We start from the raw sequence: 21,815 nt of genomic DNA on the forward strand, positions 1-21,815 counted from the left end.
ATTTCCTATTAAATTATAAATCGTTCACTGCATTTTTAATGCTTTGAATATAAAGCATTTTATGGCTTTGATGTGTACGGTGCTATTTTGATGTTGTAACCAGCACAGAATCTTAAGCTGATTAACTGCTAATAGCGTATTATTACTTTCAATAAGGTTAAACAAATGAAATCCCTGGGCTTTAAAGAAACGATCATTATTTCAATTATAATGATGGTTACTGTGTGTTTGCTTGCATCTAATTGGATGGCATATGGTGATTTAAAACAAAGTGCAATTGATAGTATAAATACCCAGTCACTTTCAACAATTCGCTATGAAGCAAAGAAAATTGAAACCTGGTTTAAGAGTAAAGCGAGAATAATCAATTCATTGTCCCAAACTTATGAAAAGGGGATGCATAAAGAAGATTATGTTGATATCGCAAGGTACACCATGGATGCCGGTGAATTAACGGGCGTTTATTTTGGTTTTGACGATGGTACTGCTTATTCAACAGCTGTAAGCGGGCGCTGGATTAATGGTGTGGCAGATACCACCAAATATGATCCAAGAACCCGTCCATGGTTTCAAATGGCCAAGCGCACTGAAGGCTTAAATCTGACGGATGTTTATACCGACTCCGAAACAGGACTAAATATTGTCTCTATCGCTAAAAAGTTGAGTGATGGTGTTGTGATGGGCGATATCGAGCTGTCTATTCTGGCCGATACGGTTGAAAGTGTAGATTTTCCGGGAGCGGCAAGTTCGATTTTGGATGCAACTGGTAAAGTATTGGCGTCGACTTCTTCTGAGCTGACATTGGGAACCACCCTTGCTGAGCATGATATGGCAGATGTTCAGCGCCAGATGCTGTCTAATGAAATCAGCTCGTTTTCTTTTGTGCAGGATGGCATTGATAAGCTGGCTTTTACCAAAGAAATTGATTTGGTGAACGGTAAGAAGTGGTATTTGCTGATTGTTATTGATCAAGCCGTTGCTTACGAGAAAGTAGATGAAGCCCTGTCGGGGTCGGTAGTTTCTTCACTGGTGATGCTGTCGGTCGCAGCAGCGCTGATTTATGTCTTACTGAATATTCTTTATCGCCCAATTCTTTCACTGAAAGAAGTTATCATCGATTTGTCGCAAGGTAACGGTGATCTTACTCGTCGACTGCCTGTAACCAGTAATGATGATCTCGGACAGATCTCGGCAGGGATTAATGAATTTATCGGTAATTTGCAGTCTCTGATGCTGGAAGTTTCAACATCTTCTGAGAATATTTTCCACAGTGTTGAGCAGCTGAAAAAACAGACAGAAGCTAATAACGAGGTTCTGGTTGCCCATACGACTGAAACAGAACAGGTTGTTACCGCAATTGAAGAAATGAGTGCAACAGCAAATGATGTTGCTAACAGTGCTTCTCAGGCATCTCAGATCACTCATAATGCAAATTCACAAGTGTCGGCTTCTAAGGATGTGGTAACTAATGCGACTGATACCGTATCTCAATTAGTTGCTGATGTTGAAAATACATCTGACAGTATTACAGAAATCGGAAAAGATACTTCCGATATTACTAATGTCCTGAAGGTGATTGGTGAAATTGCTGATCAGACGAACCTATTGGCGTTAAATGCTGCGATTGAAGCGGCCCGCGCTGGTGAGCAGGGCCGAGGCTTTGCTGTGGTTGCGGATGAAGTAAGAGCCCTTGCCGCCAGAACACAAACCAGTACGGCAGAAATCGAACAAACATTAAGTAAGCTCCATACTGGTTCAAACGGAGCGATTACGGCGATGGAAGCGACAAAGGCTACTTGTGAGCAAACGGCAGAGAACACTTCTTTGGTGGCAACGGATCTGGATACTATCGCTCAGTCTGTTACTCAGATTAATGATTTGAATACACAGATTGCAACCGCAGCAGAAGAGCAAAGCTCAGTTGCCGATGAAATTACTCGCAATATGGCAGCTATTCGAGAAATTGTCGGAGAACTTTCTGAGAGTGGTGAGGCAACAGTTAGTGAAACTAATAATCTGGCTTCGGCAAACAACCAGCTGATCACTGTTGTGAATAAGTTTAAGTTGAAGTGATCTGGTGCATTCTAACCTTACTCATCTTTAATATTGAGTAAGAATCCACTGTGTGGTTTATAACAATCAGGCCCGAAATAATCGGGCCTTTGTTCCTTATTGATAATTCGATTTTATATACATCTACAACAGACCCGCAATAGCATCTTCGAAGATGTCAGCTAAAGGAATATCATCCTTCATATTCATGAGTTCCGGATAGCCGACAACATGTTGATATGCAGCTTGCACCAAGTATTCAATTAATAATGGATTGAAATGGCCTTCCAATGCAGGAGTTTCAGCTTTTATTTGTTTGTATTTTTTAAACTTGGTTTCGGCAATCATCCCTGTGATCAAAGCCCGCTGGAATGGCGAAGGCAATACCGGTGGCAGCTCAAATAAATATAACGACTTCAGTTTTTTCAGCGATTTCGTGTTCCATGCATATGGCACTATATCTAATGAGTTAGCAATACGGGAACATTTATCGCCAAGCTGCTCATCAAAGTAATTGGCAAAAGCAGCGTTACCGGCTGTTGGTCCGGCAAATGGTACAGTTGAAATGTCGATGTTAGGGGAGAGATCTTTACCCTGAATGTCGTTCAACCACAACGCCATAGTGGAGGATAATGCGCCGCCTTTACTGTGCCCGGTAACGCAGATTTTGGCTTCACCCTCTTCACCAATCTGCTCGTTCAGGAATTGCAGAACAGTTTTCCCTTCGCCGGGAATACCTGATTTAGGCTTCAGTTTTTGCAGGGTTTTCAGACCATAACTGGTGCTCTTGGAGATTTTCATTTTGCGGCCTTCAACAGAACCATATGGCCACTTCTTCATTTTTCTTACCATGAAGTCATTGAACAACCAGTCAGAAATCGATACCGGATTAGTACCTCGAATGGCTATTACATATTCACCTTCAACACCTTTTTTTTGTGCCACGTACATCATGGCATCATTAAAGATAGTAAAAGGAATGGTATAAACTGCCGGGCCCCAGACAACCTCCCAGTCATCATCCTGAAAAGGTTTCCATTCTTTTAAAGCCTGATTCATTTTGTTTAGTATGAGTTCGGCATTTTCTTGTGCAGTGCCTGTATGGGTGATGCCGTAATAGCTCATGTAGCTGAATGCGAGCATGAGTTGATCTTTGGTATAAGCCATAATTCCACCTTTGAATCACATTCGGTATTAATGATTAATATATTTAGGTAATGCAGATAAAATTGATTGTGATGTGTGAATGGAATTTGATGTAATTAATAGAACAATTAATAAATTCGAAACACAGACAATCACTGTAATCAATATTAGTCCTGTTTTTTGTGGTGAAATATATAGTGTTATTTTTGTGATCAATAATAACTAAACATCTGAAAACGGTTGTTATGTCGGCTTTACATTTCTGGCTGAATTCGCTGTTTGTACTTTCTTTTATAGATAGGGGTTATAAGAGTTAGGATTTAATAACCTGAACTCTTTAATTTATCTTCCTTTATCGCATTACAAAGTTTTCGTTATGCCATTGTGAGGAAAGAAGACACAGTCTTCTGGCAGTCTGATATCAACATTGAGCCTGTTGATTGTTGAGCCTGTTGATTGTCGCCCTCTGCTTTTTCTGTGACGTTGTAACTCCTGCCGGGTGGGTTATATCTAGAATTAAGTATCACGATGCCAGAAATCGGCTGAGTTTTCCGATATTGATGACTTCCAGCCGGTTATTTTCTTTTTTCACCAATTCGGCATCAATAAGCTGTTTAACGACTCGGCTGTAAACCCTCTCCGAACAGCCGAAACGCTGTGCTTCTTTATGGACCAGAGAAAAGTTTACCTGCGGAATATTCTGTAAATGGCGTTGTTCTATATCCCATGCGACGTTGTAAACCAGCGGGTGGAGAATTCGGTTCATCGCAATCGTCATGGTTTCTTGATAGCGAACGGAAAGCGATTTTGATACCCAGAATGCAATACGGGGATCGCTCAGCATCATTTCTGTCATTGTACCGGACGGAATGATCAGGATATCCATCGGTTCGGTTGCGATGACGTCAAACTGGCAGGGTTGGCCAGTTAACAGTTCAACCTCTCCGAAAAGGCGGTCAATCGAAAAGAATAAGCCGAGGTTGAGGCATCTGCCGTTTGATGCGGTGTGACGGATGGTGTACTGACCGAGATCTGCCCAGTACACGTCACTGATTGCCTGCCCTTGTTTGACAATGAAATCACCTTCTTCCAAATGCCTTGTCTTAAAGGTCTGACTTTTAATTAGTTTCGTCAGTTCCTGATGCCCTTCAAGGGCAATGTTATTAATCGTCATAATCCGTGATATCTGAAATGTGAAGGGAGAAGGCGTGATCCAGACATTTGTCCTTAATAAGAAAAAGGAGACTTGCCTAATATAGCAGCGAACGAAATTACTGTTAAGGACATCACTATGACACCACATATTAATGCTGCACCAAATTCATTCGCTGAAACTGTACTGTTGCCGGGTGATCCGTTACGTGCGAAATATATTGCCGAGAATTACCTGGAAAATGCTGAGCTGGTTACGGATGTCAGAAATATGTTTGGCTACACCGGCACTTACAAGGGCAAGCGTATTTCAGTAATGGGTCATGGTATGGGGATCCCGTCAGCATCTATTTATTTCCATGAGCTGATTAAAGAGTACGGGGTGAAAAACCTGATTCGTATCGGCAGTTGCGGTGGCGTGGCTGATGATGTTCATGTCCGCGATATTGTAGTTGCTACTGGTGCCGGTACGGCAAGCATAACGAACCGTACTCGTTTTGCCGGGTACGACTATGCTGCAGTGCCCCACTTCCAGTTGCTGAAGACCTGTTCCGATATAGCCCAAGAGCAACAAATAGCAGTGCATTTCGGCAATATCTTCACCAATGATCTATTCTACGGATGTGACGATAACCTTCTGCCTGCATTACAGAATATGAATATCTTAGGAGTGGAAATGGAAACCTCGGCACTGTTTGCGATTGCAGCCGAAAGCCGGGTAAAAGCCCTGAGTATTCTTACCGTGTCGGATCATATCGTCACCGGAGAAGAAACCACGGCACAGGAGCGCGAAACGACTTTCGACAACATGATGCTGCTGGCGTTTGAAACTGCAATCAGGGCTTAATTATGTTTGATACGCAATCCCTCGGGTTCGATGTAGAAATCATCGGATATATAGGCTCCCTTCTGGTTGGCATCTCATTGCTGATGACCAATATGGAAAGGCTCCGGTATTTTAATTTCTGCGGCTGCATGATGTTTGTTGTTTACGGTGTATTTATTGACGCATTGCCAGTCGCTCTGCTGAATGCCTTTTGCGCGATGATTAATATTTATCACGTGCTCAGGCTGAAAAGAGTCGCTTAATTACGGTCTTTCGCAACGAAGAAGCCCCCGCTTGCTCATGGCGGGGGCTTTGTATTTTAGCCGTGACGAGTGGCGTTACCGTCACAATGCCTGTTGTGTGAAATTACAGGAATGCTTTGTATGGCAGTTCCGGTTCATCAGTGAAAATATCGCGGAATCCACGGAAGTGCTGGAAGTGCATGCGACCTTTGTCGGTAGGGTAAGTGTATTTACCGCCAACCTGCCAGAAGAATGGCGCGAAGCCGTATTGCAGGCGATCTTTCTTCATCTTCCAGAGTACTTCGATTTCACGCGGGTCATTCTGGAAGTTGGCCCAGATATCGTGGTGGAAAGGGATCACCACTTCGCAGTCCAGTGACTCACCGGCGCGCAGGATATCAGAAGCGGTCATTTTGTCAGTAACGCCGCGAGGGTTTTCGCCGTAAGAAAGAAGGGCAACATCAATCTGGTATTCATTACCGTGCTTAGCGTAGTAGTTCGAGTAGTGTGAGTCACCTGAGTGGTAAACAGAACCGCCGGTTGTTTCGATCAGGTAGTTCACCGCTCGTGCGTCCATACCGTCGAGGATCTCTTTATCATTAGATGAAGTACCGGCTGGCAGAGTGACTAGCGCAGTGCGGTCGAAAGAGTCTAAAACCTTGATCTTCATATCGCCGATTTCAATACAGTCTCCAACTTTAGCAACAATACAGCGATCTTCAGGTACACCCCAGCCAGTCCACAGATCGACACAAGCCTGCGGGCCGATGAATTTCACGTGCTCACCACAGTTTTGCAGTACAGCCGCGGCAACGTTGATATCAATGTGATCAGCATGATCGTGAGAAGCCAGCACAGCATCAATTTCTTTGATCGCAAACGGATCCATCGGGAAAATTGAGGTACGCAGGTTAGGCTGGAGTGCGCGTACACCACCCATACGCATCATCTGGTGTTGCTGTTTCATGAATGCATTCTTACGGGTTTTTTTACCTGTACCACACCAGAAGTCGATGGAAATATTGGTGTTGCCCTCTGACTTCAGCCAAATACCGGTACAACCCAGCCACCACATAGAGAAAGTATTCGGCTCAACAACCGTTTGTTCGATCTCTTCGTTAAGCCAGGTTCCCCACTCAGGGAAAGTATTCAAAATCCATGACTCGCGGGTGATTTCATTTACATTACTCATAGCAACACCTTTTCTTTCACAACGTTAAAAGACAAATTTTGGATGTAGGGGGCTGAGCGTCTTAACGCACGGTTAAGACACTTAGCAGTTTTGTTCTTTAATCTGAGGGAGTTACTCCAGCCCGGATAGTCGGAGAAGGGAATAATTAATTCATATCCGGACCGGAAGTAACGGTGACGCCAATATCTACACTAAGATCACCTGGGTTCCCTGTTCTTCAATCGTCTTGATGACTTTTGGATCGGCATCCTTACCGGTTATAACAATGTCGATCTTAGTTGCCGGGCAAAATAGCATGCCTGTTCGATGCCCGACTTTGGAGCTGTCGACAACAACAACCAGCTTGTCGATTTGTTCCAGCATTTGCTGTTCGGCAACAGCCGTCAGCATGTCGGTTTTATATAGCCCAGCATCGGTAAGTCCTTTGCCACTGGTAAACATCCAGTGGCCGGCATATCCGCCTAGTGCATCCGGGGCCGGATTCAGGAAGATATGCTGGGCTTTGTTGTACTGACCGCCAATGATGATGACATTCTCATGATCTTCATTGATTAGGTAACTGGCCAGCGGGAAATAGTTAGTAACGATTTGAACATCCTGACCGCAGAGCTTCTGGCCTAGCAGGAAGGCGGTTGAACCGCAGTTGATGACAACGCTGTCACCAGGCTGGCAGAGCTCTGCTGCTTTGAGGGCAATCTGGGATTTCTCGTGGAAATGATCCGTGCTGTTGATGTTCAGCGGCGTCCAGTTTTTCTTTTTAACCTCAATGCGTTCAGCACCGTTACGTATCTTCTTTAATTTACCCAGCTCATCAAGCTTAGAGATATCGCGACGCGCCGTAGCAGGCGAGACGTGAAACTTATCAATAATGTTCGCGATATTGATCGTTCGTTTTTCATCCAGCAAAGACAAAATTGCGTGATGTCTTTGAACTTCATTCATGATTATCACCTTATCTTTTCATCAAGTGATTACTTGGTGATTATTTTTGATTTGTTTTGATTCTATGGCTCAGGTTATATGATGTCAAATTCTCCACCCACAAAACTTTGCTGATAATCACAAAAATAATTAAGTTATTGTATTTATTGGTTTTTTATAAATTTGGTGTGACGTGGTTATCAAATGCGGCGATTTTTAATCAGCAAAATTGATAAATATCAAAATAATCATAAATGAGCATTGAATGATTACTTATGATTGTTATGGTTTGTTTTGTGAGCAAAAGCTGAGTAGATATCAGGCAAATAATCACTGAATCACTCTGACCCATACCCAAAAGGAATCAAGGTGTTACACAGATGAGCATGTTGAGGTGGTTTGGGTATCCACATAACAACAAAGATATTATCAAGGGGTAAAGATATGGAGTTCTTGTACGATATCTTCTACATTTTTTACAGTCAGGTTATGACCAAAGCACCTCTGCTGCTGGGACTGGTCACCCTTATCGGGTACTGGCTGCTTAGAAGAGACGCGACAACTATCCTCAAAGGATCAATTAAAACCATTGTCGGCTTTATGTTGGTCCAGGTTGGTGCCGGTACTTTGGTTGCAGGCTTCAAACCTGTCATCTCAAAGCTGTCTGAGTACCACGGTCTTACGGGTTCTGTCATCGACCCTTACACATCCATGATGGCGACCATGGAAACTATGGGTGACAACTACTCATGGGTTGGTTACGCAGTGCTGCTGGCACTGGGCATAAACATTCTTCTTGTGCTTTTCCGCCGCTACACCGGTATCCGTACCATCATGCTGACGGGACATATTATGTTCCAGCAGGCGGGTTTGATTGCCGTATTCTATTTAGTGCTCGGTGCCAGCATGTGGGAAACCATCATTTACTCTGCGGTTCTGATGGCACTGTATTGGGGTATTTCCTCCAATATCATGTTCAAACCAACCCAGGAAGTCACCGGTGGTGCGGGCTTCTCGATTGGTCACCAACAGCAGGTTGCCTCCTGGATTGCAACCAAGGTTGCGCCAAAGTTGGGCGACAAGAAAGACAGTGTTGACCACCTTGAGCTGCCTAAATGGCTTCACATCTTCCACGATAGCATCGCAGCGACTGCGATTGTGATGACCTTCTTCTTCGGCATCATTCTGCTTTCTTTCGGTCTCGATAACCTGCAGGCGATGGCCGGCAAAACACACTGGACAATCTATATCCTTGAAACCGGCCTTAAGTTCGCCGTTGCTATTCAGGTAATCGTTGCTGGTGTGCGTATGTTCGTGGCCGAACTGTCTGAGGCATTTAAGGGTATCTCTGAGCGCGTTATTCCTAATGCCGTATTGGCAATCGATTGCGCTGCTATTTATGCCTTCTCACCAAATGCCATGGTCTTCGGTTTCATGTGGGGTGCGCTGGGTCAGTTCGCTGCTGTTTTGGCCATGCTGGCATTTGATGCGCCAATCATGATCATCCCTGGTTTTATCCCTATGTTCTTCTCGAACGCAACCATCGGCGTGTTCGCGAACCACTTCGGCGGCTGGCGTGCTGTGATGAAGATCTGTTTCGTGATGGGCATCATCGAAGTTGTCGGCTCTGCATGGGCAATCCACCTGTTCAGCCAGCAAGGTGCAGAATTCAGCGGCTGGATGGGAATGGCGGACTGGGCACTCTTGTTCCCGCCAATTATGCAGGGTCTGTCGGCGTCGAAACTCTTCTTCTTCGTCTTGGTTGGCCTGTCAGTTGTCTACATGTACTTCGCATCGAAGAAGTTGCGTGCTGAGGAAGATGCTCAGGGTACTGTGGATGTAGCTGAAGAGCCGGAAGTTGTTGAAGCGGTTGAGCGTGCGATTGAAGCCAGCGACGGTGTCCGTCCGGTCAGTATTCTTGCGGTGTGCGGCAACGGTCAGGGTTCATCGATGATGATGAAAATGAAGATCGGTAAGTATCTGGATAAGAAAGGTATTCCGCATGTGATGGATTCTTGTGCGGTGTCGGATTACAAGTCCAAGCTGGCCACGACTGACATCATCGTTTCCTCTAAGCACCTGTCATCTGAGATGGAACCGGGCGAAGGTAAGTTTGTCCTCGGTGTCCAGAATATGCTGAACCCTAACTCATTCGGTGACGAGCTGCTCGATATTATCGACAAGAACTTCGCTGCTACAAAATAAGTACACAGAACAAAAGTGAATTTGGTGCCAGCTCGGCTGGCACCCAACGGGAGATAGAACAATGGGTTTAAAACAATCACTAATCGACAATAACTCCATCAAGCTGCAGGCATCAGCTAACGATTGGCGTGAAGCAATCAAGATCGGTACCGACATGCTGATTGCCTCCGGCGCAATTGCTCCTTCCTACCACGAGGCAATTATCAGCAGCGTTGAGCAACTTGGCCCTTACATTGTGATTGCGCCAAACCTCGCATTACCGCATGCCCGCCCGGAAAATGGCGTACTGAAAACTGCTTTTGCGCTGGTGACGCTGGATAAACCGATTTATTTCGAAGGTGAAGATGAGCCTGTTGATGTGCTTATCACTCTGGCTGGCAGCTCTTCTGACGAGCACATGGAAGGCCTGATGGAAGTCACTCAGGTTCTGGATGATGAAGACAGTGAAACTGGTGTTGACCTGGATAAGCTGCGCCGCTGCCGTAGTGCGGAAGATGTTTACCTGGTTATTGATCAGGCTCTGGCTGACGCACTGTAAGGAGGGACTATGTACAGCACTTTGAAACAACGGGTGCTTGAGGCCAACCTCAAGCTGCCGAAATATGGTCTGGTGACATTCACCTGGGGAAATGTGTCTGAGATTGACCGCGAACTCGGTGTGCTGGCTATCAAACCATCGGGTGTGGAATACGACCAGATGACTGCGGACGATATTGTGGTGGTGGATCTGGACGGAAATGTGGTTGAAGGCTCTTTGAACCCGTCCAGTGATACGGATACCCATATTGAGATTTACAAAGCATTTCCGGGTATTGGTGGCGTAGTACACACTCATTCACGCAGTGCCACTATCTGGGCGCAGGCCGGTATCGATATTCCGGCACTCGGCACGACCCACGCCGACTATTTCTACGGTGATATTCCGTGTACCCGCAAGCTTTCACATGATGAGATTGCCGGCGCTTACGAGAAGAATACCGGTTTAGTGATTATTGAAGAATTTGCCATTCGCAAGATCGACCCGATGGCGGTTCCGAGCGTGATTGTTGCCGGGCATGCGCCATTCTCCTGGGGTAAAAATGCCGGCGATGCCGTGCATAACGCTGTCGTGCTGGAAGAGGTGTCGGCAATGGCGCTGGCAACCCGCTCTCTAAATAGCGGTATCAAAATCCAGCCGGAGCTTTCGGATAAACACTACCTGCGTAAACACGGTGAGAACGCCTACTACGGTCAAAGGTAATCGTTATGTATAAAGTGCTTGCATTAGATTTAGACGGAACGGTGCTGACCGATAATCACACCATTCATCCTGAGGTCAAACAAGCGATCCGACAGGCGCAGGACAAGTGTCATGTCGTGATTGTGACAGGTCGTCACCATACAGCAGCAAAACCCTACTATGACGAACTGGGGCTGAATACCCCGATTATTTGCTGCAACGGAACCTATGTGTACGACTACGGCAACAGCCGGGTGCTCAAACAGAACGCCATTGAGAAGCAGGATGCGTTGAGCTTTATCGCTCTCGCAAAAGAGTTCCAGATGAAAATGGTTATGTACGTCACCGACTCGATGACTTACTCCCGATGCAACCCTATTGCTTATATGCAGGCACTGGAAAAATGGGCAAACCAGTACCCGGAAGGGCATCAGCCGAAGATTGAACAGATTGACTCTTTCAGCGAGCGGGTGGGTGAAGTTGAGCATGTCTGGAAATTTGTTGTTGAGGGGCTGCCGAGTTCAATTGAGCGCCTTTCTAAGCAGCCCTGGGTGCAGCAGAAATTCAACGGTGAACGTTCATGGTCGAACCGCGTCGATTTTGCTGCTATCGGCAACAGTAAAGGACAGCGACTGGCGGAATATGTCTCTGAGCTGGGCTATCACGCTAATCATGTTATTGCCGTCGGTGATAACCATAACGATATCTCCATGTTGCGCTATGCCGGACTAGGAGTGGCGATGTTCAACGCCGATGAAATGGTGAAATCCCACGCCAGACTTGTTTGCCAAACCGATAACAACCAGGACGGCCTGGCCCGTCTGATACGTGAAAAAATTCAAGGATAATCCTCATGACAAAACCAATGATTCAAATTGCACTGGACCAGACTGATCTGGCATCGGCTATCGAAGTGGCAAACAATGTGGAAAGCTTTGTCGATGTCATTGAAGTCGGCACTATTCTGGCCTTTGCCGAAGGGATGAACGCTGTGAAAACCCTGCGTCAGAATCATCCGGAACATGTACTGGTGTGTGATATGAAAACCACCGACGGCGGTGCCATCCTTGCTCGTATGGCGTTTGAAGCCGGTTCGGACTGGATCACGGTATCGGCGGCCGCTCACATTGCGACCATAGGTGCGTGTAAGAAAGTCGCTGATGAGTTCAACGGCGAAATCCAGATTGAAATCTACGGTAACTGGACCATGGAAGATGCCAAAGCCTGGGTTGATCTGGGTATTACTCAGGCCATTTACCACCGCTCACGAGATGCTGAACTGGCTGGTGTCGGCTGGACAGAAGCAGATCTGGAAAAAATGCGCCAGCTGTCTGAGCTGGGCCTGGAACTGTCGATCACCGGCGGTATTGTGCCTGAAGATATTTACCTGTTTGAAGGTATCAAAGCGAAAACCTTCATTGCAGGCCGCGCATTGGCTGGTGAAAAAGGCCGTGAAACGGCTGAAGCACTGCGCGCACAGATCGATCGCTTCTGGGGCTAGGGGGCGATTATGTATCAGACTTTACAGCGCCATCGTGTCGGCTTGTATGAGAAAGCCTTGCCGAATGCTTTCAGTTGGGAAGATAAAATCCGAACCACTCGTGAGTTGGGTTTTGATTTCCTAGAAATTTCAGTTGATGAATCGGATGAGCGCCGCAGTCGCCTCGATTGGGATGATGACACTATTTATGAACTGCGTCGTCTCTGTGAGTTGTACCAGATCCCGTTGCAGTCGATGTGCCTGAGTGCACACCGTAAATTTCCGTTTGGCTCTGCCGATCCGCAGATACGCGAGCAGGCAGTCATTCATATGGAGAAGGCTATTTCACTGGCGTACAAACTGGGGGTGCGGACTATCCAGTTAGCCGGTTATGACGTTTATTATGAGCCGGCCGATAAGCTGACTCACCAGCGTTTTATCGAAGGGATGAAACAGGCGGCGAAAATGGCGGAGCGTGCCGGAGTTATGCTGGCGGTTGAAATTATGGATACCGATTACCTTAATTCTCTGAGCAAGTTTGAGATTCTGAACCGGGAAGTGAATTCTCCTTATTTCACCGCCTATCCGGATGTCGGCAATATCTCCGGCTGGAACTACGATATCTGTACAGAGCTGGCACTGAGCGTACCGCATATTACTCAAATCCACCTCAAAGATACCTTCAGGGTAACACCTGATTACCAAGGCAAATTTAGGGACCTGGTGATTGGTGAGGGGGAAGTGGATTTTGATGCCATCTTCAGCACCTTGAAAGAAACCAATTGTGTCGTGCCGCTGGTGATTGAAATGTGGGCGCAGGATGATAACTGGAAACAGAACATCCTGACTGCACAGGTTCGCCTGAACCAGTCATGTGACAAGGCCGGGCTACCAAGACTATTCGTAGCCTGAAACAACAGATCCTAAGCAACCATCATTATTTATCTTTGTTCTTTAAGATAGTGCAGCGTTCTCTCCAGTGGATGCTGCACCTTTTCCTTTCAAAACATCCGGTTATTGACAACCCATTAGCATTGGCGCAGAGTTACAGGCTTTCCTGTTCCAAGCTGACCAACGCATTATGAAATTACTCCATCTACAATTGTTCTGGTACGAAAAACATCAAACCCTTTTGGAGATGGAAGACCTGCCTGTATTGACTCCGGCTCAGGAGCAGGAACTGAAAGAGTGGTCGAAGAAACGCCGCAAGCTTTTGAGTTATGAAGTGCATCAGCAGCCTTGGGTAAAGGTGAATGCTGACGGTTTCTCATCGACATTGCTTCTCAAGCCGAACGGTACTTTGACTGAAAAAGATCTATTCAGTGAGAAAGCCCTCAACGGCTTGTGGAAAGTGATCGATGGTTTTCTGTTTATTAAGGTGATCAGCGGTGAGTTCATCGTCGAATATCAGATCGTTGGTAATACTGAAAATAATATTCACAGCGGGTTTGAATACATTAACGGCAAAGTAAGTTCTTATAGCAAGTTTATGAAACTGCATCCGGGAGCGTGATGTGGTTCCGGCGTGAATTTGATTGTATCAACCAGATAATACTGACCTAATTAACGATAAAGCTCTTGTCGTTTCGGTTGATTACGTTTCTAAAGCTCCAGCGGTAAAAAACAGGTAGGAATATTCGCAAACGCTTTTTCCTGACAGTAAATAACCCAGCTATCCATAATTCTTCACTTCGGTCGTAAATAATAGCCTTTTATAAGACACCTAATTATAAAGTTTTTCCTTGAACGCAGTTTGATGCTGGTATTTTTTAGTACGATCAATTGGTTAGTAATTAAACAACATACTGTACGATTAGATGGTGGTTATCTGGTACTATCTGCTTATTGTTTATTTTATCAATTAGCATTATGTAAAACCGAAAGGTTTTGAGGTACTAAATGCACAACACTCAATCTGCCAGCTTTCTCGGACGTCGTTCTGTACGCTGGAAGTTCCTTCTTGCCGCAGGGGGAAGCCTGGTTATCACGGTCACGGCACTTATTTTTTCGTTTTTTTATGCTAACCAGCAAACGCAGGATTTGGTGCGTCAGCAGATGGAAGAAAACCTTAAACAGTCCGCAGAGCTATATATTGAAGAATTGGCTGGTGAGCAATCCCTTTTGATCCAGCGCTTATTCGACCGTTCGTTTGATCGTGCTGAGATGTTACGCAGCAGTCTGCTTTTTCTGAAAAAAAACTCTGCAGAGAATCAGATCCCGGCTGCAAAATTACGTCTTTCCATGAATCAGCTTATTCAGCAAACGGTCAGTGATAACGCACAGATGCTGGGTATCTATGTGGTGTTTGATAAGAATGCCTTGGATGGTGACGACGCAAAGTTTGTTGATGCTGAGGAATTGGCTGGTACCAGCATTGGGCGCTTTGCTCCCTATTGGGCTCGTAATTCAGATGGTAGCGTTGAACTTGAAGTGTTGCTTGAAGAAGATCTGTACGACACAGAACTTGACGATAATCAGATGTCAATGAATGAGTGGTATGCCTGTTCAATGCGAAACAATGGCCAAGCATGTGTGCTTAATCCTTACCTTGATACGGTTGACGGTGAAGAGATGCTGATGACTTCTCTGACCTTGCCTCTGAAGGAAAACGGTAGACTGATTGGTATGCTGGGCATTGATTTTAGCCTTGCTGATATTCAGAGCATGATAAACCAGGCAGACCGTCGTATTTTTGATGGGGACGGTGAAGTTATCTTGTTGAGTCATGGCGGTTTGATTGTTGGTTATGATGCAAAGCCTGCATTGGTAGGCGAACATCTGAAAGCGGGTAATTTTGTATCTGAAGGTTCGTTGCTGAATTGGCTGAAGAATCCAAAGTATTCTGTTCAATGGCAAAATGACGGTCAGATTCTGGAAGCATGTGTTCCTGTTAAGTTCGCAGGGAATGAACAGCCTTGGGGGATGGTTTTTGAACTTCCCCGTGAGAGTGTGATGGCGCGGGCTATTGCGTTGCAGGAATTGCTAAAAACGGCCAATGAAGAAAATACATCGAAAATTACCATGATTGCTGTTGTGGTAACGCTTCTGGCGTTAGCAATCATCTGGCTGTTGGCTGCACGACTGGTTGCACCTATCCGAATGGTGGCAGATCGTTTGCAGGACATTGCAACCGGTGAAGGTGATTTGACCCGAAGGCTGACGGTGAACAGTGAGGACGAGCTTGGGGCGCTGGCAAATGGATTTAACCTGTTTGTCGATAAGTTGCAGGGAACGGTGAAGCAGATCGCTGGTTCTGTCGATGTCGCGAAACAGAGTGCTGAGCAGGCTTCGCAGATCTCTCACCGCACCAGTGACGGAATGCAGCAACAGTTGAGTGAAATTGATCTGGTGGCCAGTGCTGCGCTTGAAATGGCATCAACCGCACAGGAAGTTGCCGGTCATGCAGGAAGGGCGGTCAGTTCCGCCCAGGAAGCCAATAATGCGGCAGAGCAGGGTAAAGGCGTTATTGCACAGACGACTGAAGCTATGTCTTCGTTGGTTGATGAGGTTAGTGCCACAGTACCGATTGCTGATCGTCTGGCGCAAAACAGCGACAATATTGATTCAATTCTTGAAGTTATCGAAGCCATTGCAGAGCAAACTAATTTGCTGGCGTTGAATGCTGCGATAGAAGCTGCCCGAGCGGGTGAGCAAGGGCGTGGCTTTGCGGTTGTTGCCGATGAAGTGAGAACATTGGCCAGCCGTACACAGGATTCTATCAGTCAGATTCGTGAGGTGATCGATTCATTGAAGGCGGGAACCGGCGAAGTGGTTGAAGCAATTCAAAAAGGCAATGATAAGGCACTAATTACTGCTGAGCAGGTGAAGGAAACTGTTGCGGTTCTAGAGCAGATTATCACGCATATCTCCAGTATTGATGACATCAGTAACCTCATCTCGGTTGCTGCTACAGAACAGCACAATGTTGCCGGAGAACTGAGCTGTAATGTGTCTAATATTCGGGATGTCAGCCAGTCGGTGAGTGCCGGGGCCGAAGACTCCGCCAGAGGTAGCCAGCAGTTAGAGGCTTTGATGCAGGAACTGCAAGTTCTGGTTCGCCAGTTTAAAGTGAAATAAGCTCATTTTACTCTTCCCTCCTGAATGTGGTACTAGCTATCAGGAGGGAAGAACAAACCACGTCCTATACCTAATAAAATCATACAAATACACAGCTAAGATTCTTTTCCTGTTGACCATCAGATTTTGATCACACTCTCATTAATTAATTGCAAATAATGCAATTGCAGGAAATTGCGAGGGCTAGATCTCAATGATAAACTTCTTGATATCTTGCTTCGTATAATCCCAATGATATGGTTTGGGAGTTTCTACCAAGAGCCTTAAACTCTTGATTATGAAGTCTGTAACTTTATGTATAGCCTAGTAAAGGTAGAGACTCATGAATTACTTTGATTTACCCAAGATTGATCTACATTGCCATCTGGATGGCAGTGTTCGTCCGCAAACTATCCTAGACCTTGCTCGTGAGCAAAGTCTGACTCTGCCTAGTGAAGATATCGCTGAAATCAAAGACATGATGGTTGCACCAGAGACTTGCCCGAACCTGGATGAGTATCTGAAGCGATTTGAACTGCCGCTTTCTGTAATGCAGGAAGAAGAGGCGATTGAGCGTATCTCATTTGAAGTATTTGAAGATGCGGCTAAAGAAAACGTTAAATACCTGGAAGTACGCTTCGGTCCGTTGCTGCACACGCAAAAAGGTCTGAACCTTGATCAGATCATCGGCAGTGCCGTGAAAGGTATGAAAAAAGCTGAAGAGAAGTACGACATTAAAGGTAACTACATTCTGTCTATTCTGCGTACCATGCCGAAAGATCAGATCAATGAAGTTATTGATGCCGGTGCAAAATACCTGAATGACGGTGTTGCTGCATTTGACCTGGCTGGTAGTGAAGTACCTGGATTCTGTCATGAATTCATTCCTTACGCGAAATACGCCATCGAGAAAGGTTACCGTGTAACTATTCATGCCGGTGAACAGGGTTCCGGTCAGAACGTTTACGATGCGGTTTCCCTGCTGGGGGCAGAGCGTATCGGCCATGGTATCCACATCAAAGGCCATCAGCAGGCTTATGATCTGGTGAAGAGTGATGAGGTTGCGCTGGAAACCTGCCCTAGCAGTAACATCCAGACTAAAGCAGTTGATGATCTTGCTAGCCACCCAATCAAAGCATTCCACAAAGATGGCGTACTGATCACAATCAATACAGATAACCGTACTGTATCTAACACTACAATGACGGACGAAGTGCGTAAAGTGGTTGAGGAGTTTGAGTTGACTCGTGAAGATTACTTCGAAATCTACAAAGTGAGTATTGAGCACTCATTTGCGTCTGAAGCAGTGAAGCAACACCTGCGTCAGTACGCTGAATAATCGCAATTCTTAAACATTACTGTCGGATATACCAAGGGGCTGAATAATATTCAGCCCCTTGTTTTTTCATTATCTTTGATCGTTCTAAAGTTCGTTAGTCACAGGCAGAAATGCGACACGCCAGGCCGTTGATGTCGAAGCTTCCTGCTTCGCCGAAGCCTCTGCCATTATCTTCAATGGAAGTCAGGACGTTATAATTCGACTCGAATACACCGCCAAGATTGGACTCACCTTGTTCCGGATACCACCAACTCAAATCTGCTATAGCGACGTTCTTTGACAGTTTGCTGTCTAGCTGAAGTACCTGAGTAATAGCGCGGCCGTTCGGTGTTTCAATCTTCACTTTTTTCCCTTCAGACAGACCCAGCTTTTTGGCTGTCTCTGGATGGAGGCTGACCAGCGGCTCAGGATGAGCTTTGCGCAGCGGTGCAATTTGTCGTCCGTGAGAGAACATATAGTGTTTGGCTTTGGCTGTTGTTAACGCCAGCGGAAAGTCCGGATCGGCTTTCATTACAGGACGGAATACAGGCAGCGGCTCAGCCCCCATTTCTTCCAGTCGGCGGCTGAACAGTTCTACTTTACCTGAACGGGTAGGGAAGCCATCGGTTAAGTACTTGCGAAACCGTTGTGGTGTTGCCGGAGGCGTGACGAGCTGTTTGGCTTTGACAGTGGCAAAGTCGAGTCCTTCGGTTGCCAGAAAGCCGTTCCAGTATTCGTTTTCAGAATGAGGTGGCATGACCTCCATGGCTTCACCTATAGCAGCGATGATCTGATGATCAGGGCGGCATTCGCCAATTTGCGCGACTTTGGGTTGATAGCGTACTGAGCCGTCAAGACCTTGGGCTATGGCTTCATATTCCATGAAGCTGGCTGCCGGGAAGACGATATCTGCCATCATCGCGGTCGGGGTCATGAACAGCTCTGAAACAGCAAGAAAGTCCAGCGATGACAACGCCTGATGGACGGCATGGGTATCGGGCCAGCTCAGCATCGGGTTAGCCCCGACAACCAGTCCGGCTTTGATCGGGCTTTCTCTCTGGTCACCCTTACCTAAAATCGCTTTGGTAATGCCATGGCTGGTGGCGCGGAAGTACTCCGGTAATACCGGCGTACCGGCACTGGTTGCGCGTGATTCGGCGGACATCGCACTGACTTCTTTATCGTCATAAGGCCAGCGTCCGGAAACCAGTGATGGGGCATGGCTTTGGAACTGACCTCCGGGTACATCCAGGTTACCAGTTATCGCCATCAGCATGGCAATGGCGCGGTTGACCTGGAAGCTGTCACTGTTGTGGTCTAGGGCATTACCGGTAATGATCACCGTGGGTTTGGTGCTGGCATAAAGCCGGGCAGAAGAGCGGATCTGATCAATATCGAGCTGCGTTTCATGCGCTAATTGAGCGAGCTCATATTGTGCCAGGTGTTGGGTCAGTTGCTCGAAACCTTCGCACCACTGTTCCACGAATTCATGGTCATAAAGTTGTTCATCAATAATAACCTTGAGCAGTGCCAGCGCCAGCGCTAAATCACTGCCTGGTTTCAGCGCCAGCCAGTGTTCTGCTTTCTTGGCATGCTTTGTTCGCTGCGGGTCGATACAGATGGTTTTCGCTCCGGCATCCATTGCTGTTTTCAGCGTTTTGACATCACTGAAGCGGGTTTTGTACTTATTGACGCCCCACAGCAGAATGCATTGTGTCTGCTCGTTGATATCGTGCGATGGGTAATAGCCAAGCGTATATTCACGTCCGAGTTTAGTTGGTGCCCAGCATACGGTTTCCGGGCCGACCACGTTAACGTTTCCCATCGCATTGGCAAGACGTAGCAATTGGGTATACATAAAGTCTTTGGAATAGCCGTAAGCCATAAAGACACTGTTCAGCCCCCATTGCTGTTGGGATTTCGCGAACTGTTCTGCGGTGTATGCGATGGCTTCTTCCCAACTGATAGACTGCCATTGCCCTTCACCGCGTTTGCTTGTTCGTTTTAGCGGTTGAGTCAGGCGATCCGGGTGGTTCATCAGATCAATACTGTGCATGCCTTTGCGGCAGAGTTGCCCGCCAGAGACAGCATCACTACGATCGCCTTTGGCACTGATGGTGCCATCCGGGTTGGTGATAACCCGGATCCTACAGCCGCTGCCGCACAGGGCGCAGCTGGTTGTGATTGTTTCAGCCGGAATTGGTTGAAAGCTTGATTGACTGAACATCAATACCTCGATGAAAAGTTTCTGTCGTTACCCGTATCAGGCTTCGGCATCTTGTGGAACACCAGATTCTTGTTGTTTGCGGCTGACTTCTGTTGCCTCGCCTCTGATCAGGGTGCGACCCATGGCGACTAGCAGCAACGAAACCAGTGGTGTCAGCCAGACATACACGGCGTATTGGGCATAGACCAGCGGGCTGACGCCGAGGGTTGCGGTCATAAAGGCACCGGCGGTTGTCCAGGGCAGCAGCATACCTGAGGTCATGGACCCTTCACCCAGCAGGCGACTTAGCATTTCCGGTTTAAAACCGCGATCGGCATACACGCCTTTGTACAACGAGCCGTTGAGGATCATCGACAGGTACACTTCACTGGTGGCGACGTTAGCAAGCACACAGGTACACAGTGTGGTTAGCACCAGACTGAAATCGCTTTTGATCCGCGGCAGGATTTTTTCCAGCAGAACACCAAGGAATCCGGCTTTTTCCAGCAGGCCACCCATACAAAGGGCGATAAATGCCAGCGAGAAGGTCCACATCATGCTCTGGATGCCGCCGCGTATCAAGAGCTTATCGGCCAGTTCTGAACCGGTTGAATCGGTAAAGCCGTAGTTTAGAGCAGCAAACACTTCAGTCACGCTGTTCTGTTGCCACAGGCCTGCGACAAGCGCCCCGACAACGACACCGCAGAAAAGGGCAATTTGAGATGGGATTTTTGCGAAAGTCAGCGCTAATGTCACCACAATCGGCGCAAGAACGATTAAGTTCATGTCGAAAGTCTGGCTGAGTGTGGTTTGCAGCTCGCCGATATGGCCGGTGCCGCCGGTTTCGGTGCCAACGAAGAAAGCCCCCATGAAGTAATAGGCAACAGTAGAAAGCACCAGTACGACTTTATTGACCTTATTTAGTGCTTTCAGGTGGTTACTAACACTGGTTCCGACAGTTGCTGAAGCTAGAATCGTCACGTCAGAGACCGGAGACAGGTTAACACCGAACACACCGCCGGAGATGATCATACCGGCAATAATCGGCAGCGGGACACCAAGGCCGATCCCCATACCGATTAGCGCAACACCAATAGTTGATGCCGCGCCCCAGTTAGTCCCTGTGGCATAAGTGATACCGCAGCAAACGAGAAAACCTGCTGGCAGGAATAACTCGGGTGAAACCATATCCAGACCATAGTAAATCAGGGCAGGAATGGTGCCAGCCAGGATCCAGACTCCGATGATCATCCCGATAAGCAGGAACGAGAACATTGCCCCGGTGGCATTTTTCAGGCTTTCGCCCATCACTTCAATTTGTTGTTCCAGGTTAAATCCGCAACGCCAGCAAAACAGCATGGCAAGAACTACAGAGCCTATTAATAAAATGTGTACATCAAGGCTAAATACCATGATGCCAATAATTAACGATAAGGTAATAAAAGAGAGCAGGAAGGCGGCTTCGCTGAAATAAGGTAAGCGGATGCCTTCACTTTGCCCGACAACGGAAGATGTATTTTCCACAGGCGTATTCCATTAAAAGTGTGGGATTAAGAAGAAGCAGAGATTGTAATTGTTGCAAAATAATTGGCTGTGACTTAACTCATTGTTTTAAATGGAGTTGGTGCTATTTTTGTTGTTTGTTTCAGTTTTTTGTGTGCCGGGTTCCAACTTGTTGTATTTATTGATTAATTTAATGATAACCCTGAGCCGTTTCTGTGGGAGACTACGACATTAAATACATAAATGAAGGTGAGAGCTACTTATGGATAATTTATTTAGTTCATTCCTCTTTAATAA

18 protein-coding genes and 1 riboswitch are annotated in these 21,815 nt (G+C 46.6%); of the genes, 12 read left to right on the forward strand and 6 right to left on the reverse strand.

What is annotated here, in order from left to right:
- Positions 1-213: 213 nt before the first annotated feature.
- A complete protein-coding gene (locus C942_RS05665; RefSeq protein ID WP_232428146.1) occupies positions 214-2,073 on the forward strand; it encodes a methyl-accepting chemotaxis protein in 1,860 nt (619 codons plus the stop codon).
- A gap of 123 nt (positions 2,074-2,196) precedes the next feature.
- Here C942_RS05665 and C942_RS05670 read toward each other — a convergent pair whose 3' ends face one another.
- A complete protein-coding gene (locus C942_RS05670; RefSeq protein ID WP_007463469.1) occupies positions 2,197-3,219 on the reverse strand; it encodes a lipase family protein in 1,023 nt (340 codons plus the stop codon).
- A 502-nt stretch (positions 3,220-3,721) separates the two neighbouring features.
- Positions 3,722-4,372, reverse strand: coding sequence for a Crp/Fnr family transcriptional regulator (locus C942_RS05675; protein WP_007463474.1), 651 nt, complete (start codon positions 4,370-4,372; stop codon positions 3,722-3,724).
- A gap of 117 nt (positions 4,373-4,489) precedes the next feature.
- Here C942_RS05675 and deoD point away from each other — a divergent pair, with 117 nt between their 5' ends.
- Complete coding sequence (gene deoD / locus C942_RS05680; RefSeq protein ID WP_007463476.1) at positions 4,490-5,197, forward strand: purine-nucleoside phosphorylase; 708 nt, start codon at positions 4,490-4,492, stop codon at positions 5,195-5,197.
- Between the two features lie 2 nt (positions 5,198-5,199).
- Positions 5,200-5,439 (forward strand): YgjV family protein, encoded by a 240-nt coding sequence (locus C942_RS05685; RefSeq protein ID WP_036798863.1) that lies wholly within the window; start codon positions 5,200-5,202, stop codon positions 5,437-5,439.
- A gap of 103 nt (positions 5,440-5,542) precedes the next feature.
- Here C942_RS05685 and ulaG read toward each other — a convergent pair whose 3' ends face one another.
- Positions 5,543-6,610, reverse strand: a complete 1,068-nt coding sequence (gene ulaG, locus C942_RS05690) for an L-ascorbate 6-phosphate lactonase (RefSeq protein ID WP_007463480.1) — start codon at positions 6,608-6,610, stop codon at positions 5,543-5,545.
- 186 nt (positions 6,611-6,796) lie between these two features.
- Positions 6,797-7,552, reverse strand: a complete 756-nt coding sequence (gene ulaR / locus C942_RS05695; RefSeq protein ID WP_007463482.1) for an HTH-type transcriptional regulator UlaR — start codon at positions 7,550-7,552, stop codon at positions 6,797-6,799.
- A 423-nt stretch (positions 7,553-7,975) separates the two neighbouring features.
- On the opposite strand from ulaR, the gene C942_RS05700 reads away from it, so the two are divergent.
- The 9 genes from C942_RS05700 (at position 7,976) to add (ending at position 17,830) form a co-directional block, all read left to right on the forward strand.
- Positions 7,976-9,736: a PTS ascorbate-specific subunit IIBC gene (locus tag C942_RS05700; protein WP_036798866.1), complete on the forward strand. Its 1,761-nt coding sequence runs from the start codon at positions 7,976-7,978 to the stop codon at positions 9,734-9,736.
- Positions 9,737-9,797: 61 nt separating this feature from the next.
- Positions 9,798-10,274, forward strand: a complete 477-nt coding sequence (locus tag C942_RS05705) for a PTS sugar transporter subunit IIA (protein WP_007463486.1) — start codon at positions 9,798-9,800, stop codon at positions 10,272-10,274.
- 9 nt (positions 10,275-10,283) lie between these two features.
- Entirely contained in the window at positions 10,284-10,976 is a 693-nt protein-coding gene (locus C942_RS05710; RefSeq protein WP_007463488.1) for an L-ribulose-5-phosphate 4-epimerase, read from the forward strand.
- A 5-nt stretch (positions 10,977-10,981) separates the two neighbouring features.
- Complete coding sequence (locus C942_RS05715; protein ID WP_007463490.1) at positions 10,982-11,803, forward strand: Cof-type HAD-IIB family hydrolase; 822 nt, start codon at positions 10,982-10,984, stop codon at positions 11,801-11,803.
- 5 nt (positions 11,804-11,808) lie between these two features.
- Complete coding sequence (locus C942_RS05720) at positions 11,809-12,456, forward strand: 3-keto-L-gulonate-6-phosphate decarboxylase UlaD (protein ID WP_007463492.1); 648 nt, start codon at positions 11,809-11,811, stop codon at positions 12,454-12,456.
- 9 nt (positions 12,457-12,465) lie between these two features.
- Positions 12,466-13,347 carry an L-ribulose-5-phosphate 3-epimerase gene (locus tag C942_RS05725; RefSeq protein WP_007463494.1) on the forward strand — a complete coding sequence of 294 codons (882 nt, stop codon included), beginning with the start codon at positions 12,466-12,468 and terminating at the stop codon, positions 13,345-13,347.
- Between the two features lie 169 nt (positions 13,348-13,516).
- Positions 13,517-13,948 carry a hypothetical protein gene (locus C942_RS05730; RefSeq protein ID WP_036798868.1) on the forward strand — a complete coding sequence of 144 codons (432 nt, stop codon included), beginning with the start codon at positions 13,517-13,519 and terminating at the stop codon, positions 13,946-13,948.
- 386 nt (positions 13,949-14,334) lie between these two features.
- Complete coding sequence (locus C942_RS05735) at positions 14,335-16,512, forward strand: methyl-accepting chemotaxis protein (RefSeq protein WP_007463501.1); 2,178 nt, start codon at positions 14,335-14,337, stop codon at positions 16,510-16,512.
- A 198-nt stretch (positions 16,513-16,710) separates the two neighbouring features.
- Positions 16,711-16,810, forward strand: a riboswitch (purine riboswitch).
- 24 nt (positions 16,811-16,834) lie between these two features.
- The gene (gene add, locus C942_RS05740) at positions 16,835-17,830 is read left to right on the forward strand and encodes an adenosine deaminase (protein WP_007463503.1); all 996 of its coding nucleotides are present in this window, start codon (positions 16,835-16,837) and stop codon (positions 17,828-17,830) included.
- 94 nt (positions 17,831-17,924) lie between these two features.
- Here add and C942_RS05745 read toward each other — a convergent pair whose 3' ends face one another.
- Positions 17,925-20,036 carry a molybdopterin-containing oxidoreductase family protein gene (locus C942_RS05745; protein WP_007463506.1) on the reverse strand — a complete coding sequence of 704 codons (2,112 nt, stop codon included), beginning with the start codon at positions 20,034-20,036 and terminating at the stop codon, positions 17,925-17,927.
- 36 nt (positions 20,037-20,072) lie between these two features.
- Positions 20,073-21,539, reverse strand: coding sequence for a Na+/H+ antiporter NhaC family protein (locus C942_RS05750; RefSeq protein ID WP_007463509.1), 1,467 nt, complete (start codon positions 21,537-21,539; stop codon positions 20,073-20,075).
- Positions 21,540-21,815 lie beyond the last annotated feature (276 nt).

The sequence above is a fragment of the Photobacterium marinum genome (genome assembly GCF_000331515.1).
Classification (GTDB): domain Bacteria; phylum Pseudomonadota; class Gammaproteobacteria; order Enterobacterales; family Vibrionaceae; genus Photobacterium; species Photobacterium marinum.